The following is a 20,817-nucleotide window of genomic DNA, read 5'->3' on the forward strand; positions in this document are numbered from 1 at the left end:
ATAAAGACAACCCCTTTATTTGAGATTAACTCACAAAGGGTTTGTCTTCAGTCTGAACCTTACATTTTTGTAAGGTTAACTCATCTCTTGATTAAATTGTATGATAAAACGGCTTCCTTCACCCTTTTTTGACTGAACACTTACGGCTTGGTTGAGACGCTTACTAATTAACTGCACCATGTATAAACCAATACCAGAAGATTGCTCGTTCAGTAAACCGTTATGGCCCGAATAACCCTTATCAAAAATCTTAGGTAAGTCTTGAGAATGAATACCTCTTCCATCATCTTCAATGACCAAGTCATAACTAGCTTGTCTCCATTTAATCCATATATTCCCTTTGGGGCTGTATTTTAAAGCATTGGATAAGATTTGTTCGATCATAATCTGACACAGATTAGCCTCCGTTAAAATTGCTTGATCGATCGGTTGATAGTGTAAAGTAATCTCCTGATTGATGAACTGATGGCGGTAACGTTTTAAGAGCGGTTGGATAATCTCATTCAATTGAACCCGGCTAAAGACCATGTCTCTTTTAGGGTTAGTTACTTTAAGATAATTTAAAGCTAAATTGGAATAAGATTCAATTTTGACTAACTCTTGATTAAGTAGCCCTTTCGACGGATCATCGCTTTCTTCTAAGAGCATTTTACTTGCCGCAATCGGTGTTTTAATTTGATGGACCCATAATAAGAAATAGTCTTCCAAATCTTTCTCCCTATTTAATTGAATATTCTTCTCAACAAGTGAACTCTCCAATAAAGTTTGAAATTTTACTTGGTAACTTACTTCCATTTGAAAATAAAACCATTGCCTCCCTAAATATAAGACTAAAATAAGCACAATCAGTAAAGAAGGGATGAGGTAATGCATCCAGTTTAGATGAAATAAGTAAAAAACAAGAGCAAAAAGAGCTAAGATAAAGAGAACAAATAATATCAGACCGCGATATTCATTAATGAAAGCTTTCATTTTTTGCCTCTTTCTTTAAAAGACAATAACCGACTCCTTTTTTAGTACCAATTACCGGCCCACGATTAAATGCTATCAATTTTTTTCTTAAGCGTGAAATATTGACCGCTAATGTATTATCATCAATAAATTGGTTTTCTTGCCAGCAGGCATCAAGTATTTCATCCCTTCTTGCATAATTCCCCTTTTTCTTAAATAAGACTGCTAATATTTGGTATTCAGTGGCGGTTAAGTCAATAATTTCTTCTTGGTATCCAAGGCTTAAAGCTTGTGTATTTAAAGTCATCCCATCAAAACTAAGATTAAGACTGTTATCTGGTTGATAGTTATAACTTCTTCTTAAAAGAGCCTGGATTTTTGCAACAGTCAGCTGACGATCAATTGGCTTGACTAGATAATCATCTCCCCCCATCTGTAAGGCTACTAGCTGGTCCATACTTTCAGATAAAGAAGAAATAAAAATAATTGGAATTTGTGATTGAGCCCGCAACTGACTACACCAATAATAGCCATTTTGATAAGGTAAATTAATATCTAAGAGGACCAGATGGGCTTGCCAAGAGAGGCATTCTTCGACAACATTTTCAAAGTCTAGACACTTTCTAACTTCAAACCGATGCTTAATTAGTGTATTCGCTAAACCCTCAGCAATAATCGGGTCATCTTCAACGATAAATACTCGCATACCCTTCTTCCTTTCTAAAATTGATCACGCGCTTTTCTTAATTGGATGAAATCTTTCAAGCTTTCAGCTTGTAGGAACAGATTAATTTCCTTTTCAACAGCTAAACTAGTCGGGAGGCTCGGTAAGCCTTTGGACCTTAAAACTTTGACAGCTTGTTGCTGGTTCATTAAGTTTTGGTTGTCAGGTTCGATGGTTAAAGCAAAGGCCAAGTTGGTTAAAGTGTATTCGTGTCCAGCATAAAGTTGCGTTTCATCAGGCAAGTCTTTTATTTTTTGAAGACTGTCATATTGCGCTTGATAATCATTAGTAAATACACGCCCACAACCCGCTGAGAATAAAACATCACCACAGAAAAGATGCTTCCCCAGTAAATATGACACATGCTCAGCACTGTGCCCTGGTGTTTTAAGCACCTCAAACTCTAAACCACTTATCTCCAACCGGTCACTCCCTTTGACCACTTGATTAACTCTTTCTTCAACTTCAATCGGTCCGTAAACGGTCACCGCATGCTTTTGACTGGCTAACAATTCGCTCAATCCACCGACGTGGTCCTCATGAAAATGCGTTAAGAGAATCGCTTTGACTTTTAAGCCTAATGTTTTTAAGTAATTTATTAAAGGTTCACTTTCTCCTGGGTCCACGACAATAACTTCATCTTCTTTTTCAATTACCCAAATATAATTATCTTCTAAAGCAGGAATTGCTTTTATTTGCATCAGTCTCATCCTTTCTAAACTTTTTCGTGATTTAATAACCAAATCTTCCTATCAGCCCCTGCACTATAAGCAGTCAAAGCATTTGTTGCTGAGATCACTCGATGACAAAAAATGAGCAACAAAATAGGATTGGCTCCCACTGCCCCTCCTACTGCTTGAGCAGATACCTTTTGCTTAGTTTCGGCTTCAATAGTTTTCGCTATCTCTTTATAAGTCATTGTCTTTCCGTAAGGAATTTTCTTTAATATTCGCCAAACGTTTTGCCAAAAACAGTCTGGTTCATTGGATTGAGAGGAAAAAATAATGGCAGAGTTAGTTTGTCCGCGGAAATAGCTTTCTAACCAATTGATATAGGGTTTAAATTCAGGTCTCGACCAGGAAATAAAGTGCACATTGTCCGGTAAATTTTCTTCCACCCTTCCTTTGTTCTTGAACCATCGGCCAATGAGCGCTTCTTGGTCTACTAAAAGTTGTAATCGTCCAATCGGACTATCATAAATCGTAGAGATCAACAAAACTCCCCTGATCTTTCATTCAATTTATCCTAACAAATTAACATCTACAAATGAATAAAAACCGAATCTTAATTGAAGATACTGACATCCTTTAAACCTTCTAAGTTAACTCGGTAAGTCAATCCAATAACGATTTACCCTTACACCCTTTTCTATTCTTTGGTCTTCCAATACACCCTTCCACTTTTTAATGGTCGCTTGAGAGGCTTTATTACTGGCTCTACAAGTAATTAGAATGCGTTCATTTCCTAGTTCATGGGCTTTCTTCAAGGCCTCACCTAGCATCCAACTTGCTACACCTTTAAACCGATAGTCTGGATGAACCACATAACCAATCTGACCCCCAGAATGAAGTAAATAGTCATTCAGATGAGGACGTAAATTAATGGCACCGATCATTGTTCCTTTTTCATCAAGACATAGCCATTGAATCACGGGTACTCTACCGACAGGTAGTTCCTTCCCTTGAGACCAATTCTTCATTAAATTAATCCACTGGTCTAATTTTCCATGATATCGGTGAAGACTAGAAGTCCCAGCAATCCATTGATCAGATTCAGGATAACTGTCTAAAAATGCTTCAATTCTATCTATATCTTTTAAATCAGGTTGTTTTAAAAACATATGATTATCGTTCCTTTTCTTATAAATGTTAATAGCTTATTGCTTTCAAGAATGGTATAGTTATTTTAAGGCAAAATTTAAGGAGTGATCTTTTGAAAGACATTGTATCCATACTCTTGACTATCGCTTTAATCGCTGGTAGTAGTTATCATTTTTATAAAAGAAGTCGCAATCTTTTTGTAGAAGTAACTCAAAGCTACTGGATTTGGACTCAATTAATAACCATCGGTTTGTTAGTTTGGATTGGTTTTCAATTTGCAACTAGTAGGTGGCATTATTTATTGATTGCTTCAGCTATTCTTTATTTTATCTCGGGCCCATTAGCTAGAGGTATCTCAAAAAATGATTTTTCTATTTTCAGAGGAACTTTATCCGTAATGATTCCAATTTCTTTTGCAAAGGTCGATCGTGTTGTTTTAACTAGAGATCTTAAAAAAAACCGTATCAATCTATTAGGAAAAGCCAATAAGCAGTATTTTGCCCAATCTTTTCCTTTAAATGATGAAGGCAAACTAATCGCCCATTTAAAAGAAGCAAATATTGAAGTAGATGTTCAAGATGTTACACGTCCTTAAAGTAAAGTCAGACAATCATTGTCTGGCTTTTTGGAAGCTTAATTATAAATAATCTTTAGATTTTAACCAAAACACAACAACGATACTGATTATTAAGCTTAATAGAATTGTCATAAAAAATCCCGCTTCGCTATTTGCAAACGGAAGTGGTACATTCATTCCCCACAATCCTCCAATAATTGTCGGAATCGTAAGAATAATCGTAATCGAGGTCAAAACTTTCATTACATTATTCAAATTATTGGAAATTACATTCGAGAATAGATCACTTAATTGACCGGTGATTCGCATCCCTTCATTAACCATTGATTCGGCCTGATACGACTCAATCAAGACATCATGCATTAAAGACTTCAAAGCAGGCACAGACTGAAATCTTTCATCCTGACTAATTTTTTCCAGAACTATTCGATTATTATGCACGGCTGTTTTTATATATGCCAAGCTTTTATCAAGTCTCATAAGACGGTAAAGTTCTTTATTTTGAGAAGAATACTCAATATCTTTTTGCATGTCTTCAATTTCTTCATGCACCCAAGCTAAAACTTTAATGGTTTCGTTTTGAATTTTCCAAAAAACTTTCATTATCATCTCTTCATAGCTTAATTGAATATTTCGATCAAATTGTTTAAAAAGATCTGAAAAATACTGAGGATCTTCATTGAGACTCACAAACAGCTGGTCTTCCACTTTTACTAGCGAAATAGCTCGTGTCTTGTATTCGCATTCTTCCAAATTATTAGATTGTGGTAGTAGGTACTGTAAAACGACTAGGTAAGTCGAATGCCCTTTGATATTAACCCCATCTTCTATACGCGCTATTTCAAAAGGATCGTTGACGCTTGTAAGGTAGTCGTTAGGAATGTTTAACTTTCCACAGATATTCTCCAACTCTTGCTCGGCTAACCCTTGAAATAATTGCCAATGAACATCTTTCACCATCTATTCAGTCTCCTTTAAATTGTTTAGAAATTTCATTTACTTGGTTTAAATTGCTCAAGAATGCTCTTTTTTATATTCAAACTATTTAATCGTTGACCCCACTTTATTATAAGTGAATTTTTACTTCAAATACTATTATATCACTCGCTAAATGTATAACCTTCAATTAACAAGCACTTGTCAAAAAAAATAAGATGCCCTAGAATAAAAAAGGAGGTTTTTTATGAAAAACACTTATACTTCAATCAAAACGCTCTTGCTCTGCGCCCTTACCGGATTAATAACTGGCTGTGTAATAGCAGCTTTTAATCTTCTTATCAATCATCTTGCAAATTTTTCATACTCCTTATTATCACTCTCGCATCAAAATATAACAAATCTTATTATTTATGCTTTGTTTATGCTAGGTCTGGGATTTTTTACCGCCTTTAGCTTAAAAATGGAACCAGCTATCGGAGGGTCAGGTGTCCCACGAATAAATGGCCTTCTTCACAAGCATTTAAATCAAAATGGGCTCACCGTTTTAATTTACAAATTTTTTGGTGGAATTGCTGCTATTGGCTCCGGCTTAACTCTAGGAAGAGGAGGCCCATCTATTCAAATCGGCTCTACTATCGGGCAAGTTGTGAGTAAGTTTTTTCATAGCGATTCTTCTATCAGTCGTTACCTAATAGCTGGTGCAGCAGGAGGAGGAATGGCGGCTACTTTCAATGCACCTTTATCAGGGCTATCTTTTATCTTAGAAGGTTTATTCTATAAAACAAGTAGGCAATTATTTATTTATGCCGGTATAATCGTGCTGCTTGCTAATCAAACAGCTAATAGCATTTTAGGAAATCAACCTTCTATTATTCTGCTTAGACAAGCAGAACTTCCAGATAATTTATTGATAACTTGTCTTGGTTTAGGGATTATTACGGGTCTTTCTGGTGTATTGTTTAATTGGATAATAATCCAGGGAAAAGGTCTTTCACAGGTTTTAGCAATTCCTCAATGGCTAAAATCAATCCTACCTTTTATATTAACCGCTATTATACTCTATTTTGACCGTAATTTATTTGGTTCTGGAGCTAATTTAATAAGTTTCCCAATCGGCGCGAACCCTAATCCTAACTACCTATCTTATTTATATTCAATGAAGATATTATTATTAGCATTCGCTTTTTGTTCAGGCATGCCCGGTGGTATCTTTTTTCCATTATTATCTATTGGAGCTATATTAGGTAATCTCTATGGCAGTTTATTATACAATTTAGGATTGATTCCCTCTGACCTTATCATCTATCTTTCTTTATTTGCAATGAGTGGACATTTTGCTGCAATTGTCAGAGCACCCCTTTCTGGTATTTTTTTAATTCTTGAAATGACAGGTGTTTCTCTCCCATGGTTATTTCCTATCACCTTGGTTACTTATCTTAGCTACTTAGTCGCTGAGTTACTAGCAAGTCCTCCCATTTGTGAAAGCCTACTTGATCTGATATTACTTAATCAAACTCACTTCAATCATACAAAAAAGTCTGTTCCTCAATAAAGAGAAAACAGACTTTTTATATTACATGGTACATTTAAGGGGACCCCACTATGTTTGCTCAGTTTAAACGAACTATTCGTTTTAATGGATTAGTGATACTCTTTCCACAATAAATAAACTAAGGCAACAAAGAAGAGTAAGCCTGATACCTGCCATATAACATAGTTCATAATTAAAGCAATAACTAATTTACCAAAATCTTTACCTAGAGGGTAAAATCCTAAAAATTGGGTATCTGCGGTTGACCTCAAACGTTCTTTTAAAATATAAATAATTAACATAATAGCTAGTGGAAATAGAATGAAATTACTTAAAGCATCAAAGCCATTAATAGCAAAATAAATAAAAGAAGCAACAAAATTATAAATCCAAAAATTCTTTTCAACACTTTGCACATATATATTTAGTGGGATCATATTCATCTTCCTTTCTATGGTTTAATTATACTATTTTAAGTTTTCAATCTAATCAGACTTAGGACCTAAAAGAAAAAGAAGCCATTATTTTTTTTATTCAACCACTCCTTGCGACTTTGCCAACTATAGTTGCTAGATAAGCAGCTAAGTCTTTTGATAAAATTAAGGAAAGTTTAAATAGGAGGAATTTATTATGACTATTGGTGAGCGTATTCAAACTTTAAGGAAGAAGCAAGGCTTGTCTCAAGAAGAACTGGCAAATAAAATTGATGGCTCGCGACAAGCTGTTTCTAAATGGGAAAGTAATCAAAGTAATCCAGATCTCAAAAACATTGTAGCTTTGAGTGAAGTTTTTAAAACTTCAACAGACTCCATCCTAAAAGATAGTCTAGGCGATTTTCAAGCTTTTCAAAGTAACAATCCACTCTTTATTCTAGCCTTTGCCTTAACTTTTTTCATTTTAGTTGGCGTTTGGGCTTATTCAGCGAACCGTTTTCGTGAGGATGAGATCTTTTGGATGGCTTTCTTGTCTGCTATAGCTGGGGGAAGTTTAGGGTATATTGTACACAAGAATCGTAAAAATCAATAGAAAGACAACATTTAAGAAAAATCTTTAATGTTATCTTTCTTAATGAAACTCGCTTTAAAAATCTTTTTTGCTATAAGATCGAGCAGCTAATATGTAAGAAAGACTGAGTGATAGAATGATATAAACAGACAATGGCATGAGTAGTTCTTGAAAAGAAAATTGATTGGAAAAATTGGTAAATGGAGCAAATAATGGTTCATTTAGAGTTCCTTCACTTTTAGCTAAAAAAAAGAAAAAATAGAAAGACATTAAACTACATATTTGGTAAAAAAATTTACCAATAACATAATATGCAAAGTATGAAAATGAGATCGAACCTATTGAATAAGTAAAGGCAATTAAAACTTCATTAGGAGAGTAGGCCTTGAATTCGGGTAAAAGATAATTTGGTAAAATAAAACTAATAAAAAATAGCGTCCCCATCAAAATAGTGTAAACATATTTAGCTAAGACGATTTTTTCAGCCTCAATAGGTAAACTATTTAAAAGCACTCCCGATTTCTTAAAATTTTCCTTTTCATTCATAATTAGTGGGTACCAAACTGTCAAAACAACGGGACAAATGATTGGAATTTGAAATGAATCGGATAGAACACATCCCACAAAAAATATAGCCATAAAAATCAGTAAATTTTTTTTAGAATTTAAAATAAATTCTTTATGGATTAAAGCCTTCATACTATCTCCTTTCATCAAATAAATTAACCATTATCTCTTCAAGATTAGCCGGATCGATAATCACTTGTTCTCCAAATAATTCTTTAAATAGCTCATAGTTTGACGAAAGGCCCTCAAATCCGACTGATGTTTCTCGGCAATTAATTAATTGGCTCCTGAGCTCGTCGTCTAAAATTTCTTTAGGTCCCTTCACTAACCTGTATTGGTTGAGGAGATAATCTTTTTCTTTATTAATAATCAGTTCTCCATAATGAATCATTGCAATATGATCAGCTATTTTTTCTATATCTGTCATAATATGACTTGAGAAAAAAACAGACTTTTCAGAGTCTTGGATATAGTCAAACAAAATATCTAAAACTCTATTTCTTACGATAGGATCCAGCCCAGAAGTTGGCTCATCAAGAATAATCAACATAGGATCATGTGATAAGGCAATGGCTAAAGAAAGCGCTACTTTCATACCCGTTGAGAGTTCTTCTATTTTTTTAGCTTTTGATAATCCAAATGATTGGGTGTAAGACCAGTAGGTTTCCCAATCCCATTTTTTATAAAAAGGGGCGATCATTTTTCCCGTTTCTTCGACTGTTAAGTGATCATAGAAATAATTTTCCGCATAAACAAAGCCTATCTCTTCCTTAATGGCTACCACATGCTTTTTAAGATCCTTACCAAAAACTTTAATCGATCCACTTTCTGCTTTCATAAGTCCCATAATTAATTTTATGATCGTGGTTTTTCCAGATCCATTCGGTCCCACAAAACCAGTCACATAACCTTTACGAATCTTTAAATCTAAGTTGTTAATTGAGAAATCAGTAAATGTTTTTGATACTTGATTCATTTCAATCACAAATTCTCCCATTATTTACCCTCCTTATAGATCCTTTCCACCAATACTTTTATTTCTTCCAAACTGAGGTCAATCATCGCACTTTCTTCAATCAGATTTTTAATTAATGCTTCCATTCTTTTTAAGTATTTCCTTCTAATGAAATCATGGTCTTGCTCAGCTATATAGGTACCTTTCCCGACCACTGAAGTTACATAACCTTCTCTTTCAAGGTCTTCATAAGCTCTTTTGGTCGTTATTACACTGACTTTTAAGTCTTTTGCTAAGCCCCTTACCGAAGGAAGTAAGTCTCCTTCTTCCACATCCCCATTTAAAATGGCTTGGATAATCTGTTCTTTTATCTGTTCATAAATAGGCTTGGGATTTAACTTGGATATTAAAATGTTCATTGATTCACCTCACCTTAGCTGTTGTGTATATATACAGTATATACACAACGGTTGTTTTTGACAAGTTTTTTCCATAAAAAAGCCTCCATTCTTATAATAAAGAATTGGAGACTTAGACTTTTATTTCATATAGGTTACTAACTGATACTCGTCTGTTCTAAATAAACCATTTTTCTTATAAAAACTTTGTGTTTTATCAGTATCGTCAGTCATCAATATAATTTGCCGCACCGCTTGGTATTCTTTTAATATCTTCTGCAATAACTGACTACCAATACCTTGTCCTTGATAATCTTCAAGTACTAAAATATCTTGAATATAGATAATGGTTAGCCCATCCCCTACTACACGTGCTAGGCCAATTAGTTGATCACCCTCCCAAGCTGTCCAAACTTTTAAGCTGTTTTGGATAGCTTTTTCTAAAAGCTCTGGTTCTTTAGTATAGGCTGTCCAACGAACATTTTCATAAAGAGCTAAAATTTGCTCAAATGGAAGCAGTCCATCTTCTCTAATTTCAATATCGTTCATTAAAATCCTTCCTTACTTTATAAACTTAAAAAATCGGCTTAGTTTAACGACGAAAAATAATCATCACAAAACTGATTCCATTGGACTTGATATTCATCATGTGTCAAAACTTTTAAGTCATAAGGTGATAATATGTCACGAGCTATTGCCTCTTTGACAAAATATTCCAAACCCTCATCAGCAGCTGTTTCATAAACTTGAATCGTTTTAAAGCCATTTTCTACAGCATAAGCCAAACGGCTATGCCCGTCTAAAGAGACCCATCTCTTGTTCATTTTTGTAACTGGTATGATGATATCTGTCTGTTTTCTGATAAAAGATGAAATAGCCTGCAATTTGTCCTTATCTACATAGAACTGCGAAGGCTGAATTTAACGAAGTTCAAGTTGAAACAATTTCTGCGGAGGATATTGTTTGATAATCTTATCATTCAGGTCAATAAATGTATCAATAGGCTCAGCATAAAAACGAAAAGCTTCAATTAAGGCTGAAAAGTTATTATCATCTTTTCCTGTAAATCGAGCAGTATGACGATTAATAATCTGAACACTATATGGTTGATTATCCATTAAAAAGGCACCCTGCTGCTTTAAGATTTCTTCTTAAAGCGATTATCTTGATAATGATTTAACCGTCTTATTTCCATTGCACCCCTCCTATAAAATATCTAAATAAAATTGATTCCCAATATCTAAGCCTTTTTCAGTAAACCAAATACGCTCATGGTCATAATCAATCAAGCCTAACTTTTTATGTTTAGACAGGACTGCTTGGTACTTGGTTAAAAAATCAATACCAAAGCGCTGATTAATTTCACTAAATTCAAACCCTTTTAATAAACGTAGGTTCAACATAATATATTCCTTTTCGCGATCTTCCAAAGAAAGCTTTTCACTGATCTGAATAGGATATTCGCCTTGATCAATCATGCCGTAGTAATCATCAAAACGTCGATGATTAACAAAACGCACGAAATCAATATTAGAAGAAGCTCCTAAACCAATTCCTAAATAATTCTTCAACTGCCAGTATTTTTTATTATGGCGACTTTCAACATCACCTTTGGCAAAGTTGGAAATTTCATATTGGTGGAAACCATGTTTTGTCAGTTCTGATTGGATATAATGGTACATTTCTCTTTCAATTTCATCATCTAAAACGCGCATCTGTCCGGTTAATACCCAACGCTGAAAAGGAGTGTTCTCTTTAATCATTAGGGAATAATAAGAAATATGATTAAGCGGTAATTCCATAGCTAATTCTATGTCCCTTTTTAAAACATCCATGTCCTGTTTAGGGTTAGCAAACATCAAATCAATTCCCAATTTCTTAACACCTAAGTCTTTTAATAAAGCAATCTTTTGATAGACTGTTTCACGATCATGTAAACGCCCCATCATTCTTAAGGTTGCATCATCAAAGGACTGGACTCCCATAGAAAAGCGATTAAACCCATATTTTAAATAGGTTTTTACTTTTTCTTCCGTGACAGATTCGGGATTCATTTCAATCGAAATCTCACAATCTGAAAGAATCACAAAATGACTCTGGATGCCTTCCATAATCTTAACCATCTGTTCAGCTTCTAAATAAGAAGGTGTTCCGCCACCAAAATAAATTGTGTCTAATTGATAGTTTCCACTATAAAGAGCCATTTCTTTAATTAAGTAGGTAACGTATTCATCCATTCTCTCTTCCATATCCACAAAGGTTAAAAAGTCGCAATAATGGCATTTCTTTTGACAGAAAGGGATATGTATATAGAGTCCAATTGTTTCTTGCATAGCTTCTCCCACCTTTAATTCTCTCATTCTACTATAACGAGTTTGATTTAAATTTAATAGTACTTATTCTTAAAAAAGAGAAGACGATTGCCTTCCCAAATACTCTACCAATGAAGAGTCACTTGATGTTCCATTTCAATTGAAGCATCCCCAAACAAATCGAGCAACCAACGGCCATAATCATTGAGTTGGTCCAAAATTAAACGCGCACGGTATATTTCAATCTCTAAAGGACGGCTATCTCCTAGGACATCCCATAAAGCATCTAAATTATGACCCGTGTAGTGGGGCAAATTTAATCGATCAATCAAATAGCAATAAGTCGTCTCCTTGTCTGTAAAGGCTTGGCCATCTAATATAATTTTCATACTCTTCATCCTTTCAATAAAGCTGCTTAAAACTATCATAATGATCGTCAGTGTAATAAATCAGCCCATCATTAGAATACACGATTCGTTCAGATCCACGATGGTGACTGTACCCTGCTTGAATATCAGCTTCATAGTATTGCCTTCCTTTTTTCTTAGGTAATTTGCCCTCTCGATTGCCAAATCGATTGCCACCAATCACATAAATCGGATCAGCAGTTGACCAGTTTTGCTTAGTTGCCTCTTCCTTAGTTATATAATTAGCTGGCAATCGATTATATTGATGAATATAGGCAGCGACTTGTTCTAGATTATAATAAAACGCTTCTTCTTGAACGACCTCGCTCGTATTTTCTTGGTTAAGCCATGGATCTGTTTCAATTTTTAATTCTGTAAAACCCTCTCGGCTTGTTTTACTGGAATCACTTGCTAACTGTTCACTGACTGGTTCTTCAGTGAATTCTTGCAAAAACTCTTCAACTTGTAAGCAGCCACTTAAAGAGATGGCTAGAAAAAGTATTAATAAGCTTAATAAATAGTTACATTTCGTTTTCATGCATTCCTCCAAAAAATATTTCAGCAACATATAGATACTAGCATACTTTTCGCATATTTATTCTTTTTATTTAAGAGTTAAAGTTTTTTAATTATCGGTAGATTCTGGATTACTTTCAGCAAACACCACCACATAGATCTTGATTTTTGCAAGACAGGATATATTTGCTACTCATATCCAATTACCATATAAAAAACGGTCGAGTATAAATACTCAACCGCATTTTATTCTCCCTATAATATAATCTACCGAACACCTCATGCATCCGATGAACGTGTATAAGTAGAATGTTTCTTAATTTCTAATATATCCTAAGCTCTCCCTAAGATAAATGTAGTTAGTTCTTTTAGCAAATCTTATAATTATTCCGTTTCAAGAATACCACTCACAATATGGTCAACATTCCATTTGATCATTGTGATGTATGTATCTCCTTCTTCGCCTTCATTTGCTAATGAATCTGTAAAGATTTTCGATTTAACAGGAATTCCTGTTTCTTGAGAAACTGTCTCCATTGTTTTAGGATTGATTGATGTTTCAACAAATAAGGCTTTCACATCACGCTCATTAATAATATCTAAGATACGCTTCATTTGGTCAGGTGTTCCTTGATTATCTGTATTGATTTCCCAAATATAAGCTGCTTCAAAGCCATAGGCCTTAGAAAAGTATTTAAAAGCTCCTTCTGAAGTAACTAAGATTCGTTGATCTTCTGGAATTTTAGCAATTTCATCTTTTGCATATTGGTCTAGATCTTCTAATTCTTTGGTATAAGCTTCTTTATTTTTTAGATACTCTTCTTTATGCTCTGGATCAGCTTCAATTATTTTTTCAGCAATAAGATCAACATATTTAATGCCATTTTGTACGTCTAGCCAAGCATGAGGATCTTGCTCATTTTCTTTACCTTCAGCTGTTAAATGCATAGGTTCTACTTCTTCAGTCACCGCAAAAGCTACATCTTTTTTATCAGTTACATCAAGTAAATCATCAAACCAACCTTTTCCTGTTTCGAGGTTAAATCCGTTATAAAAAACGAGATCAGCTTCAGATACTTCTTGAGCATCTCCTGGTAACGGCTCATAGCTATGAGGGTCTGTTCCAATTGGCACTAAACTATAGACTTCTCCATGTTCTCCAACGATATTCTTAACCATATCAGCGATGATTGAATAACTTGCTACGATTTTTAGGCTTTTATCTTCAGCGGCTTGGGCTTTTACCCCCCCTCCAATTCCTGATAAGATAGTAGATAATAATAGAGTCAATGCAATAAATTTTTTAAATATTTTCATGATACTTTTTCCTTTCTAAAAAAATTGTTTTTTGGTGAAGCAAAAAATGAAATTAAGAAAACTAGTGAACCCAACAAGACAATTGCTGAACTCGTAGGCAGATTATTTTGGAAACTTATATATGTTCCGATTAGTCCCATTGAAGCTCCAATTATTGAGGCTAATAGAATCATATGGATTAGTTTATTTGTCCATAAATAGGAAGTCGCAGCTGGTATAACTAACATAGCAATAACCAACACAATTCCTACTTGGGAGAGTGAGGAGACAGTTACAACGGACAACATAAGCATTAATAAATAATGATAGAAATCCGTATTGAGTCCATATGCTTTCGAAACAACAGGATCGAAGGATGAAATTAATAACTCTTTATAAAAGAGACTTACAATAATAATCACAGCAACGAGTACCCAAAAAGATTGTTCTAACTCAGAATTCGGAACCGCTAAAATATTACCGAACAAGACGTGATTTAAATCGATTCCACTTCGTGCTTGACTAATTAAGATAATTCCTAAAGCAAAAAATGAACTTAAAATGATGCCAATCGCAGTATCACTTTTAATGTTAGATTTTTTTGAAATATATTGAATTAGAACAGCAGCAAAAATCCCAAAAAGCGATGCTCCAAACAACATATTAATACCAAACATATAGGAAAGAGCTACCCCAGGTAATACCGCATGCGATAATGCGTCTCCCATCAAGGCCATCTTTCTTAAAACAATAAAGCTACCTATAATTCCAGACACTACCCCTAAAAAAATTGCGGATAAACCTGCATTAATAACATAGGAAGGTAGGTCAAAGAGTTGAGAAAACACTTCTGTCAATTTAATCACCTAACCCTTTTATTTGAACATTTCCTAATGAGCCTCCGTAGGCTGCTTGAATATTCGCATTAGTAAACACTTCTTTAACTGCTCCCTCAGCGATGACTGATTTATTTAAAATTAAAAGTCGATCAAAGTATGACTGCACCTCATGAAGATCGTGATGGACCACTAATACCGATTTCCCTTCACTGCGCAATTGCCTCAAAATGTCCACAATAATATTCTCACTTTTGAGATCAATCCCAACAAAAGGCTCATCTAAAAAGAAAACTTCTGCTTGTTGAGCCAGTGCTCGAGCAATAAACACCCTTTGTAGCTGACCACCAGATAGATTACTAATTTGTTTTTTTCGAATATCCTCAATCACTACTTGCTCCAAACAGTAATCCACAATTTCTCTTTCCTTCTTACCTGGTCTTTTAAATAATGGTAAATTAGGGTAAGTTCCTGTTAAAACAGTATCTTCAACTGTAATGGGAAAAGTTAAGTCTAAGTCACTTTTTTGAGGAACATAGGCAATTTTTCTTAATTTATTTTTAATGTCCTCGCCATTATAAGTCACTTTTCCACTGCTAGGAATAATTCCTAACATTGCTTTCATTAAGGTTGATTTTCCAGCGCCATTCGGCCCTATAATACCCTCACTGTATCCAAATGGGATATCAAGGTTCACATCGACTAGTGCTTTGTGCCCAAAATAATCAACATTCAAATGTTTAATTTGAATCATATATATACTCCTTTCTTCACTAGTAAGAGTGTACACTATTTTTTACCTTTAAGCAATAAATTATTTAGGAGGGTCTAATATTTTTGTTTTGTGATTGCTATAGCATAATTTTGTTTGGTGAAAAACTATTTTAGTCTAGTTAATTGTAGTTGTGTTATACTAAATTTACTAAGAAAATTCACTAAGAAAGACTAAGGTATTAAAAGCTTATGAAAGAGGGAGAGATAATGAAACGATCCAATGTCAAAGAAAACTATCTTAAAGCTATTTTCAGTTTGAACGGTAGTGAAGAATATGTTTCAAATAAATTAATTGCGGACAGCTTAAATATTTCAGCTCCGTCTGTAACCGATATGATTAGCCGATTAGTTGAAGACAATCTTGTTGAATCCATCGCCTATAAAGGAGTGCGTTTAACCAGACAAGGATTAGAAAGTGCGATTAAGGTTGTGCGTAAACATCGCATTGCCGAACTTTTTTTAATGAAAATCTTAAAATATGACATCACTCAAGTTCACAACGATGCTGAAACCATTGAACATTTAGAAAGTGACTATTTTTTTGAGAAATTAGAAAAACTGCTAGATTATCCAAAATTTTGTCCTCATGGAAGTATTATTCCCACAATTGATAATTATCAAGAAGTTTATCGGACACCTCTATCATCATTTAGTGAAGGTGACCACCTAGTGTTTCGTCGCTGTATCGATAAACATGAACTACTAGAATACTTACAACAAATTAATCTTGAATTAAATCAAAGAATTCACCTAGATAAGATTGATGACACAAATCGTATTTTTATTTTTTCATATAACGATGATCAAACAGCCTATTTTAGTTTCGATATGGCAGAATTGATTTTCTGCGAAAAAATTTAATTTCTAAGACTATTAAAGATGAGTCTATTGGCAAATAAAATATACCCACTTTCGCATCCTATCACCATAAAAAAACGCTGGATAACTTCCAGCGTCTTTAATTTATTTAAGTGTTTGATAAGTAAATCCAGCCGGCAAGAATATGGCCTGTCTTCGATTTAAATCTTCGATGTCATCAAAAACTATTGAATAAACCATTTGATTTTGAGCGGATTGAATGGTCAACCTTCTTGATGGACTATCATAAGCAGATAAATAAACAGTATGTGTGTAAGAATGATATTTTTTGTTAGGGATAAAGCCTTTAGGTAAAGCAACAGAAGATAAGACGCGGTAAAGATTGCCAAAGGCAGACTGACTGTCATGATTATCAAGTGTTTGTTGTGCTAGATAATAAGCTTTTAAAAAACGTGATTTTGGATCATATCCACCAGGTAGGTCTTTAGCAGCATTAAATTGGTTCAAATTTTCTTGATTAAAAGTAGTTTGCAAAAGTTTTTGATGAGAAGGAAATTTTGGTGCATTGGTCATGACGCCATAAGGATTTTGGTAGACTTTTAGTTTTTTCTTTTCAGGCTCAACCACAATGCAGTTTTGCTGACTGTCTGAAAACATAAAGTGGAAAATTGGTGTGATGACTTTATTTCCATTCATATCATGACTTGAGATGTGAACGGTCGGTAAAATCGCTAAGACTTCATCAACATTGCGACAATTACCTAAGATATAATTCATAAAATAAAAAGCAGAAACATTGTTCTTCTTTTTATCTACTTGATTATCATATAAGCCAAATCCTCCAAAATCATTGGTGATTCCAATCAGACCATGCTCATTGACCCCATCCTTTAAAGGGTCCATATTTCGAAAACCAACTCCAAGCATCTTATATTGAGAATGGTGAAAGCCGCCTAGCAAATTTTCAGCTACCGGATACCCCTTAGGCAAGTAAAGTATATTGTAGTCAACGGGTGCTTCCAGATCCATTGTTCGTCCTGCAACATGTCCGCCGGGGTAATTAATTTTAATTCCTGTACACATAGATATTTCCTTTCTATCTTTAGTATCAACCGACTAAATGATCAGCTCGAATTCTCAGTATAGCATTATTAGATCCGATAAGCGTTAAAAGTGCTTTTAAAAGATTGTTACTTTAAAAATTAAATAACAGAAGGCTTAGCTATGACGATTAGAAACTTCATATATTATAATCCATCACATTTCTCATTTAATTAGGACACATTATTGTCCAGTCAATTCCCAATAATAGCAGAGTATTAATCATTTTTGGCTGAGAAACTGTCTAAAAGTTGCTAGCTTCGATAAAATAGTAATCATTCTGAGGCAAAGTCACTGGAGTGAAGTCTATGAGATTGTGTGCAATCTCATATTATGAAAAACTTCTGAAAACAGTAGATAAAATAAAATCTGAAAGCTTGAACTTTATTTTAACCACAGGAGGGGGGCGGTCATTGGTGGGAGTAATTTATGACTGCTGCTTTTAATGGTGATCCTATCGATACCTTCTCAATCATCATTAGTAAAGTTTTAACGGTTAAAAAGATCAGACGAGAAGAAAAAACAGCTATTGAAACCACACGCAATTTCTTCCAGCCAATTGGATTGCCTGCTAGCTTACAGAAATTGATCTTAAAGCATAATATATCAACTATCTAGTCAATTAACTTGAGGCCAATAAATTTACTAAAATTGGTGAACACAAAAATCATACGTTGAAAGTATCCAGAGCAATCTATAAAAAAGCTTTAAACTAGATAAAAACAGCCACATCAAATTGGCTATAAGGTGATTCCAAAAAGTTAGAGTTAAAAACTAACTTTTAATGAATTCTTTTTTTCTAATTTTAAAGTATTTTAGTATTAGCTTCTATATTATTAGGTATTTTTGTCTTTCTTTGGTATAAGGAAAGTGATGAATGAAAAAAGAAGTTTTATAAAATAGCTGGTATTCTTACGGCTGTTATAAGTTTACTCACTTATTTACCTTTATTTGGTGTCTGTCCTCAGAGTATTCAAGCTAGTTAGCTGTCTTAAGTTGTAAAGTTAATATTTGTTTAAAGTAGTTTTCAGCTTTTGAGAGCTACTTTTATTTTTTGATATTAAGTAAATAATTATCTATCACGTAGTTCTTGTTTTTTTGCTTCTTCCTCCTTGGCTTTAGTTATCTTATATTCTAGTGTTTCTTTGTACTTGCTATCTATCAAAGCTTCCTCGTATCTTTCTTTTACTATTTTTTGTACGTCTTCTATCGATTTAGCAGACTTTCTCTTTACATCGTAAAAATCTTCATTATTTGCTGGTTTAAAAGCTGGTGTATCTTCTTTTTTAGGTTTAACCTTCTTCTTAACTTTTTTGTTGTTTGTGTAGGTTCTTCTTTGAACAGATCGCTATAATCTTTGTTTCCGTCGTTTTCTACCACTTGTACGTTTATTAGAGACGTTTGTGTGATTGGTGAGCGTTTTATTGCTGACGATTTCTTTTGTGCAGTTTTCTTTCCTGCGGGCTTTGGTTGACCTTGCGTATTTCATTCAATAGCTAAGTGAAGTTTTTCTTTAGCATAAAGAGTTCCCAATTTATCAGCTCTTATTTTTTGCTCTATAAAATCTTCGTCTATAATTAATAGGATAAATTACCATGCTTTCGTTCCCTCGCATCTACTTTATAATTTAATAATATATCCTCTTTAAACTTCTTCATGGTCACAACTTCAGAATTGGCTAGGGATTCTAGGATTCTCTCTTAAATCGTCTTTCCAAACACATTTACCCTTGTCAGCTGTTTTAATTTCGCTAATCGTTCTACAATTAATCGCTTTATCTTTTGATAAGTAATTACATTCGCACCAAATTCTCCTAGTATTTCGTCGTGCTTAGGCTGTATATTTACCAAACGATTATTAGATCTTGATAGTTTGATACACCAATTGGATTCGGGTTGTTTATAACAATGTGATTATATAGGAATGCATTTTCGTTGTCTGCTTGTGTAACTACTAAAACTTGTCGACCAGGGAACAGCCTTTGCCCCGTTTCTAAGTCTAGCTCATGAACTTTCTTTATGTCTTCGGGATTATCTACTATAAATTCACCTCTTGAAAACGATGGAATAGCGTTATAAGTTTGAACATTTTACCCTCATTAACATTGAAGCTATCCCACACTTTAGAAAAGATTCTAAAGCAGTTTCTGATAAACAATTAATTCCTGAAGCTTGCATAACTCAATCCATATCTTCGCGATGGCTCTTTTCTTCCATCGCTTGTCACCCTTTTCCTTTTCTATTACTACCTTTAATCGCCAGTCAAAATTATCTTTAGACATACATATGACCTCCTAATTCCGTATCCGGATTTAGGAGGTCAGTACATTTTGAGAGTCCTTTTTAATATTATTTATAAGTTTTCTTCCGTTTTTTACTATAGTTCTGAAAGAATTTTAAGTGTATCCAACACTTGTCCTTCTACTCGGTTATTAAGATCATTTAATTCTGAACCCATGACAACCACTATATATTCTTTACCATCTTTTTCAGCTAAAGTGGCCCAGCATAAGCCGGCTCCATAGGTAGTACCAGATTTGCCACCAGTAATCTCAAAACCGTCTTGATAAAATTCCCGCAATTTTTTGAAAACAGTACTTTCCATATAAACACCTGAGGGATGGGCATTAGTTGCCGTCGATAAATAGTCTTTACGTTTAAAGATTGCTTCAAAATGACCATTTTTTAAAGCTTCTTTCAATAACATAGCGATTTCCTTAGCAGTAGTTACTTGACCTGCTTGATCCATGCCATCCACGCTTTTAAACTTAGTTTTTTTTAATTTTAATTCTTCAGCTTTTTCATTCATCCACTTAATAAAAGTCTTTTTGGATCCGGCTACATTAAGTGCTAATGAATTTGCACTTTCAGCTCCTGAAGGAAGCATGGTGCCATAGAGCAAATCACGAAAAGTGGTTGACTCATAAGGATAATAACCCGCCATAGCTGCGCCTTCTTCTATGGCCTGATAGTAACTGGCTTCATCCACTGGAGCATAGGCTGATAGATTATCGATATGTTCTAGTGCAACAAGTGTTGTCATAATTTTTACTAAGGAAGCAGGTTTACGAGAGACGTTGGCTTTTAAAGACAACTCGGTTTTGTCTTCTGTTAAATTATAAACATAAATACTTTTAGAATAGTAAGCCTCCAAAGCCAGGACTTGATATGGATACAAAAGATTTACAAGACTGATCAGTGTAAGTATTATTATCGATTTTTTAAAAAAAGATAAATCTCGCATCCAAAACGCCCTCTCTATTTTATTATTTCTTTTTTAGAGTCTCATA

27 protein-coding genes and 1 pseudogene are annotated in these 20,817 nt (G+C 34.1%); 5 read left to right on the forward strand and 23 right to left on the reverse strand.

Features of this window, described 5'->3' with window-relative positions:
• Positions 1–75: 75 nt before the first annotated feature.
• The 5 genes from ACQV2T_RS05075 to ACQV2T_RS05095 all read right to left on the reverse strand — a co-directional run bounded on the left by ACQV2T_RS05075 (position 76) and on the right by ACQV2T_RS05095 (position 3,515).
• Positions 76–972 carry a sensor histidine kinase gene (locus ACQV2T_RS05075; RefSeq protein ID WP_428872749.1) on the reverse strand — a complete coding sequence of 299 codons (897 nt, stop codon included), beginning with the start codon at positions 970–972 and terminating at the stop codon, positions 76–78.
• Positions 956–1,657 (reverse strand): response regulator transcription factor, encoded by a 702-nt coding sequence (locus ACQV2T_RS05080; protein ID WP_428872748.1) that lies wholly within the window; start codon positions 1,655–1,657, stop codon positions 956–958. The genes ACQV2T_RS05075 and ACQV2T_RS05080 overlap by 17 nt, the downstream gene beginning before the upstream one ends.
• A gap of 14 nt (positions 1,658–1,671) precedes the next feature.
• Positions 1,672–2,376: a hydroxyacylglutathione hydrolase gene (gene gloB / locus ACQV2T_RS05085; RefSeq protein ID WP_428872747.1), complete on the reverse strand. Its 705-nt coding sequence runs from the start codon at positions 2,374–2,376 to the stop codon at positions 1,672–1,674.
• A gap of 14 nt (positions 2,377–2,390) precedes the next feature.
• Entirely contained in the window at positions 2,391–2,888 is a 498-nt protein-coding gene (locus tag ACQV2T_RS05090) for a methylated-DNA--[protein]-cysteine S-methyltransferase (RefSeq protein ID WP_428893319.1), read from the reverse strand.
• 108 nt (positions 2,889–2,996) lie between these two features.
• A complete protein-coding gene (locus ACQV2T_RS05095; RefSeq protein WP_428872745.1) occupies positions 2,997–3,515 on the reverse strand; it encodes a GNAT family N-acetyltransferase in 519 nt (172 codons plus the stop codon).
• Between the two features lie 92 nt (positions 3,516–3,607).
• On the opposite strand from ACQV2T_RS05095, the gene ACQV2T_RS05100 reads away from it, so the two are divergent.
• A complete protein-coding gene (locus ACQV2T_RS05100; RefSeq protein WP_428872744.1) occupies positions 3,608–4,090 on the forward strand; it encodes a hypothetical protein in 483 nt (160 codons plus the stop codon).
• Between the two features lie 42 nt (positions 4,091–4,132).
• Here the strand turns inward: ACQV2T_RS05100 and ACQV2T_RS05105 are convergent, their stop codons facing one another.
• Positions 4,133–5,032 (reverse strand): magnesium transporter CorA family protein, encoded by a 900-nt coding sequence (locus tag ACQV2T_RS05105; protein ID WP_428893320.1) that lies wholly within the window; start codon positions 5,030–5,032, stop codon positions 4,133–4,135.
• Between the two features lie 223 nt (positions 5,033–5,255).
• Between ACQV2T_RS05105 and ACQV2T_RS05110 the strand changes: the two genes are divergently transcribed.
• Positions 5,256–6,563 (forward strand): ClC family H(+)/Cl(-) exchange transporter, encoded by a 1,308-nt coding sequence (locus ACQV2T_RS05110; protein WP_428893321.1) that lies wholly within the window; start codon positions 5,256–5,258, stop codon positions 6,561–6,563.
• An 89-nt stretch (positions 6,564–6,652) separates the two neighbouring features.
• Here the strand turns inward: ACQV2T_RS05110 and ACQV2T_RS05115 are convergent, their stop codons facing one another.
• Positions 6,653–6,979, reverse strand: coding sequence for a hypothetical protein (locus tag ACQV2T_RS05115; protein ID WP_428893323.1), 327 nt, complete (start codon positions 6,977–6,979; stop codon positions 6,653–6,655).
• A gap of 193 nt (positions 6,980–7,172) precedes the next feature.
• On the opposite strand from ACQV2T_RS05115, the gene ACQV2T_RS05120 reads away from it, so the two are divergent.
• Positions 7,173–7,568: a helix-turn-helix domain-containing protein gene (locus ACQV2T_RS05120; RefSeq protein WP_428893324.1), complete on the forward strand. Its 396-nt coding sequence runs from the start codon at positions 7,173–7,175 to the stop codon at positions 7,566–7,568.
• A 54-nt stretch (positions 7,569–7,622) separates the two neighbouring features.
• Here ACQV2T_RS05120 and ACQV2T_RS05125 read toward each other — a convergent pair whose 3' ends face one another.
• From ACQV2T_RS05125 to ACQV2T_RS05180, 12 genes are all read right to left on the reverse strand, one after another.
• On the reverse strand, positions 7,623–8,246 hold the full coding sequence (locus tag ACQV2T_RS05125; protein ID WP_428872739.1) for an ABC-2 transporter permease: 624 nt from the start codon (positions 8,244–8,246) through the stop codon (positions 7,623–7,625).
• Position 8,247: 1 nt separating this feature from the next.
• On the reverse strand, positions 8,248–9,111 hold the full coding sequence (locus tag ACQV2T_RS05130; RefSeq protein WP_428872738.1) for an ABC transporter ATP-binding protein: 864 nt from the start codon (positions 9,109–9,111) through the stop codon (positions 8,248–8,250).
• Positions 9,111–9,488: a GntR family transcriptional regulator gene (locus ACQV2T_RS05135; RefSeq protein ID WP_428872737.1), complete on the reverse strand. Its 378-nt coding sequence runs from the start codon at positions 9,486–9,488 to the stop codon at positions 9,111–9,113. The genes ACQV2T_RS05130 and ACQV2T_RS05135 overlap by 1 nt, the downstream gene beginning before the upstream one ends.
• A 120-nt stretch (positions 9,489–9,608) precedes the next feature.
• On the reverse strand, positions 9,609–10,016 hold the full coding sequence (locus ACQV2T_RS05140; RefSeq protein WP_428872736.1) for a GNAT family N-acetyltransferase: 408 nt from the start codon (positions 10,014–10,016) through the stop codon (positions 9,609–9,611).
• Positions 10,017–10,054: 38 nt separating this feature from the next.
• On the reverse strand, positions 10,055–10,291 hold the full coding sequence (locus ACQV2T_RS05145; RefSeq protein ID WP_428872734.1) for a hypothetical protein: 237 nt from the start codon (positions 10,289–10,291) through the stop codon (positions 10,055–10,057).
• A 96-nt stretch (positions 10,292–10,387) separates the two neighbouring features.
• On the reverse strand, positions 10,388–10,585 hold the full coding sequence (locus ACQV2T_RS05150) for a hypothetical protein (RefSeq protein ID WP_428893325.1): 198 nt from the start codon (positions 10,583–10,585) through the stop codon (positions 10,388–10,390).
• An 87-nt stretch (positions 10,586–10,672) separates the two neighbouring features.
• Complete coding sequence (hemW, locus tag ACQV2T_RS05155; protein WP_428893326.1) at positions 10,673–11,827, reverse strand: radical SAM family heme chaperone HemW; 1,155 nt, start codon at positions 11,825–11,827, stop codon at positions 10,673–10,675.
• 77 nt (positions 11,828–11,904) lie between these two features.
• Positions 11,905–12,168, reverse strand: coding sequence for a barstar family protein (locus ACQV2T_RS05160; RefSeq protein ID WP_428872727.1), 264 nt, complete (start codon positions 12,166–12,168; stop codon positions 11,905–11,907).
• A gap of 13 nt (positions 12,169–12,181) precedes the next feature.
• Positions 12,182–12,724: a ribonuclease domain-containing protein gene (locus ACQV2T_RS05165; protein WP_428891670.1), complete on the reverse strand. Its 543-nt coding sequence runs from the start codon at positions 12,722–12,724 to the stop codon at positions 12,182–12,184.
• 362 nt (positions 12,725–13,086) lie between these two features.
• Positions 13,087–14,019: a metal ABC transporter solute-binding protein, Zn/Mn family gene (locus ACQV2T_RS05170; protein ID WP_428874906.1), complete on the reverse strand. Its 933-nt coding sequence runs from the start codon at positions 14,017–14,019 to the stop codon at positions 13,087–13,089.
• The gene (locus ACQV2T_RS05175) at positions 14,016–14,846 is read right to left on the reverse strand and encodes an iron chelate uptake ABC transporter family permease subunit (RefSeq protein ID WP_428873005.1); all 831 of its coding nucleotides are present in this window, start codon (positions 14,844–14,846) and stop codon (positions 14,016–14,018) included. Before ACQV2T_RS05175 ends, ACQV2T_RS05170 begins: the two co-directional genes overlap by 4 nt.
• 10 nt (positions 14,847–14,856) lie before the next feature.
• Positions 14,857–15,588, reverse strand: a complete 732-nt coding sequence (locus ACQV2T_RS05180) for a metal ABC transporter ATP-binding protein (protein WP_428872724.1) — start codon at positions 15,586–15,588, stop codon at positions 14,857–14,859.
• A 227-nt stretch (positions 15,589–15,815) separates the two neighbouring features.
• Here ACQV2T_RS05180 and ACQV2T_RS05185 point away from each other — a divergent pair, with 227 nt between their 5' ends.
• Complete coding sequence (locus tag ACQV2T_RS05185; protein ID WP_428872723.1) at positions 15,816–16,469, forward strand: metal-dependent transcriptional regulator; 654 nt, start codon at positions 15,816–15,818, stop codon at positions 16,467–16,469.
• Positions 16,470–16,571: 102 nt separating this feature from the next.
• Here ACQV2T_RS05185 and ACQV2T_RS05190 read toward each other — a convergent pair whose 3' ends face one another.
• Positions 16,572–17,510, reverse strand: a complete 939-nt coding sequence (locus ACQV2T_RS05190; RefSeq protein WP_428872722.1) for a linear amide C-N hydrolase — start codon at positions 17,508–17,510, stop codon at positions 16,572–16,574.
• Positions 17,511–17,957: 447 nt separating this feature from the next.
• Between ACQV2T_RS05190 and ACQV2T_RS05195 the strand changes: the two genes are divergently transcribed.
• Complete coding sequence (locus ACQV2T_RS05195) at positions 17,958–18,146, forward strand: hypothetical protein (RefSeq protein WP_428872720.1); 189 nt, start codon at positions 17,958–17,960, stop codon at positions 18,144–18,146.
• Between the two features lie 1,225 nt (positions 18,147–19,371).
• On the opposite strand, the pseudogene ACQV2T_RS05200 reads toward ACQV2T_RS05195, so the two are convergent.
• The 3 genes and pseudogenes from ACQV2T_RS05200 to ACQV2T_RS05210 all read right to left on the reverse strand — a co-directional run.
• Positions 19,372–19,602, reverse strand: a pseudogene (locus tag ACQV2T_RS05200) (hypothetical protein); the annotation flags it as partial.
• A gap of 60 nt (positions 19,603–19,662) precedes the next feature.
• Entirely contained in the window at positions 19,663–19,809 is a 147-nt protein-coding gene (locus ACQV2T_RS05205; RefSeq protein ID WP_428893327.1) for a hypothetical protein, read from the reverse strand.
• Positions 19,810–19,904: 95 nt separating this feature from the next.
• On the reverse strand, positions 19,905–20,705 hold the full coding sequence (locus tag ACQV2T_RS05210; protein ID WP_428893328.1) for a D-alanyl-D-alanine carboxypeptidase family protein: 801 nt from the start codon (positions 20,703–20,705) through the stop codon (positions 19,905–19,907).
• Positions 20,706–20,817: the final 112 nt, after the last annotated feature.

This window comes from Facklamia sp. P13069 (genome assembly GCF_050409405.1).
Lineage (GTDB): Bacteria > Bacillota > Bacilli > Lactobacillales > Aerococcaceae > Facklamia.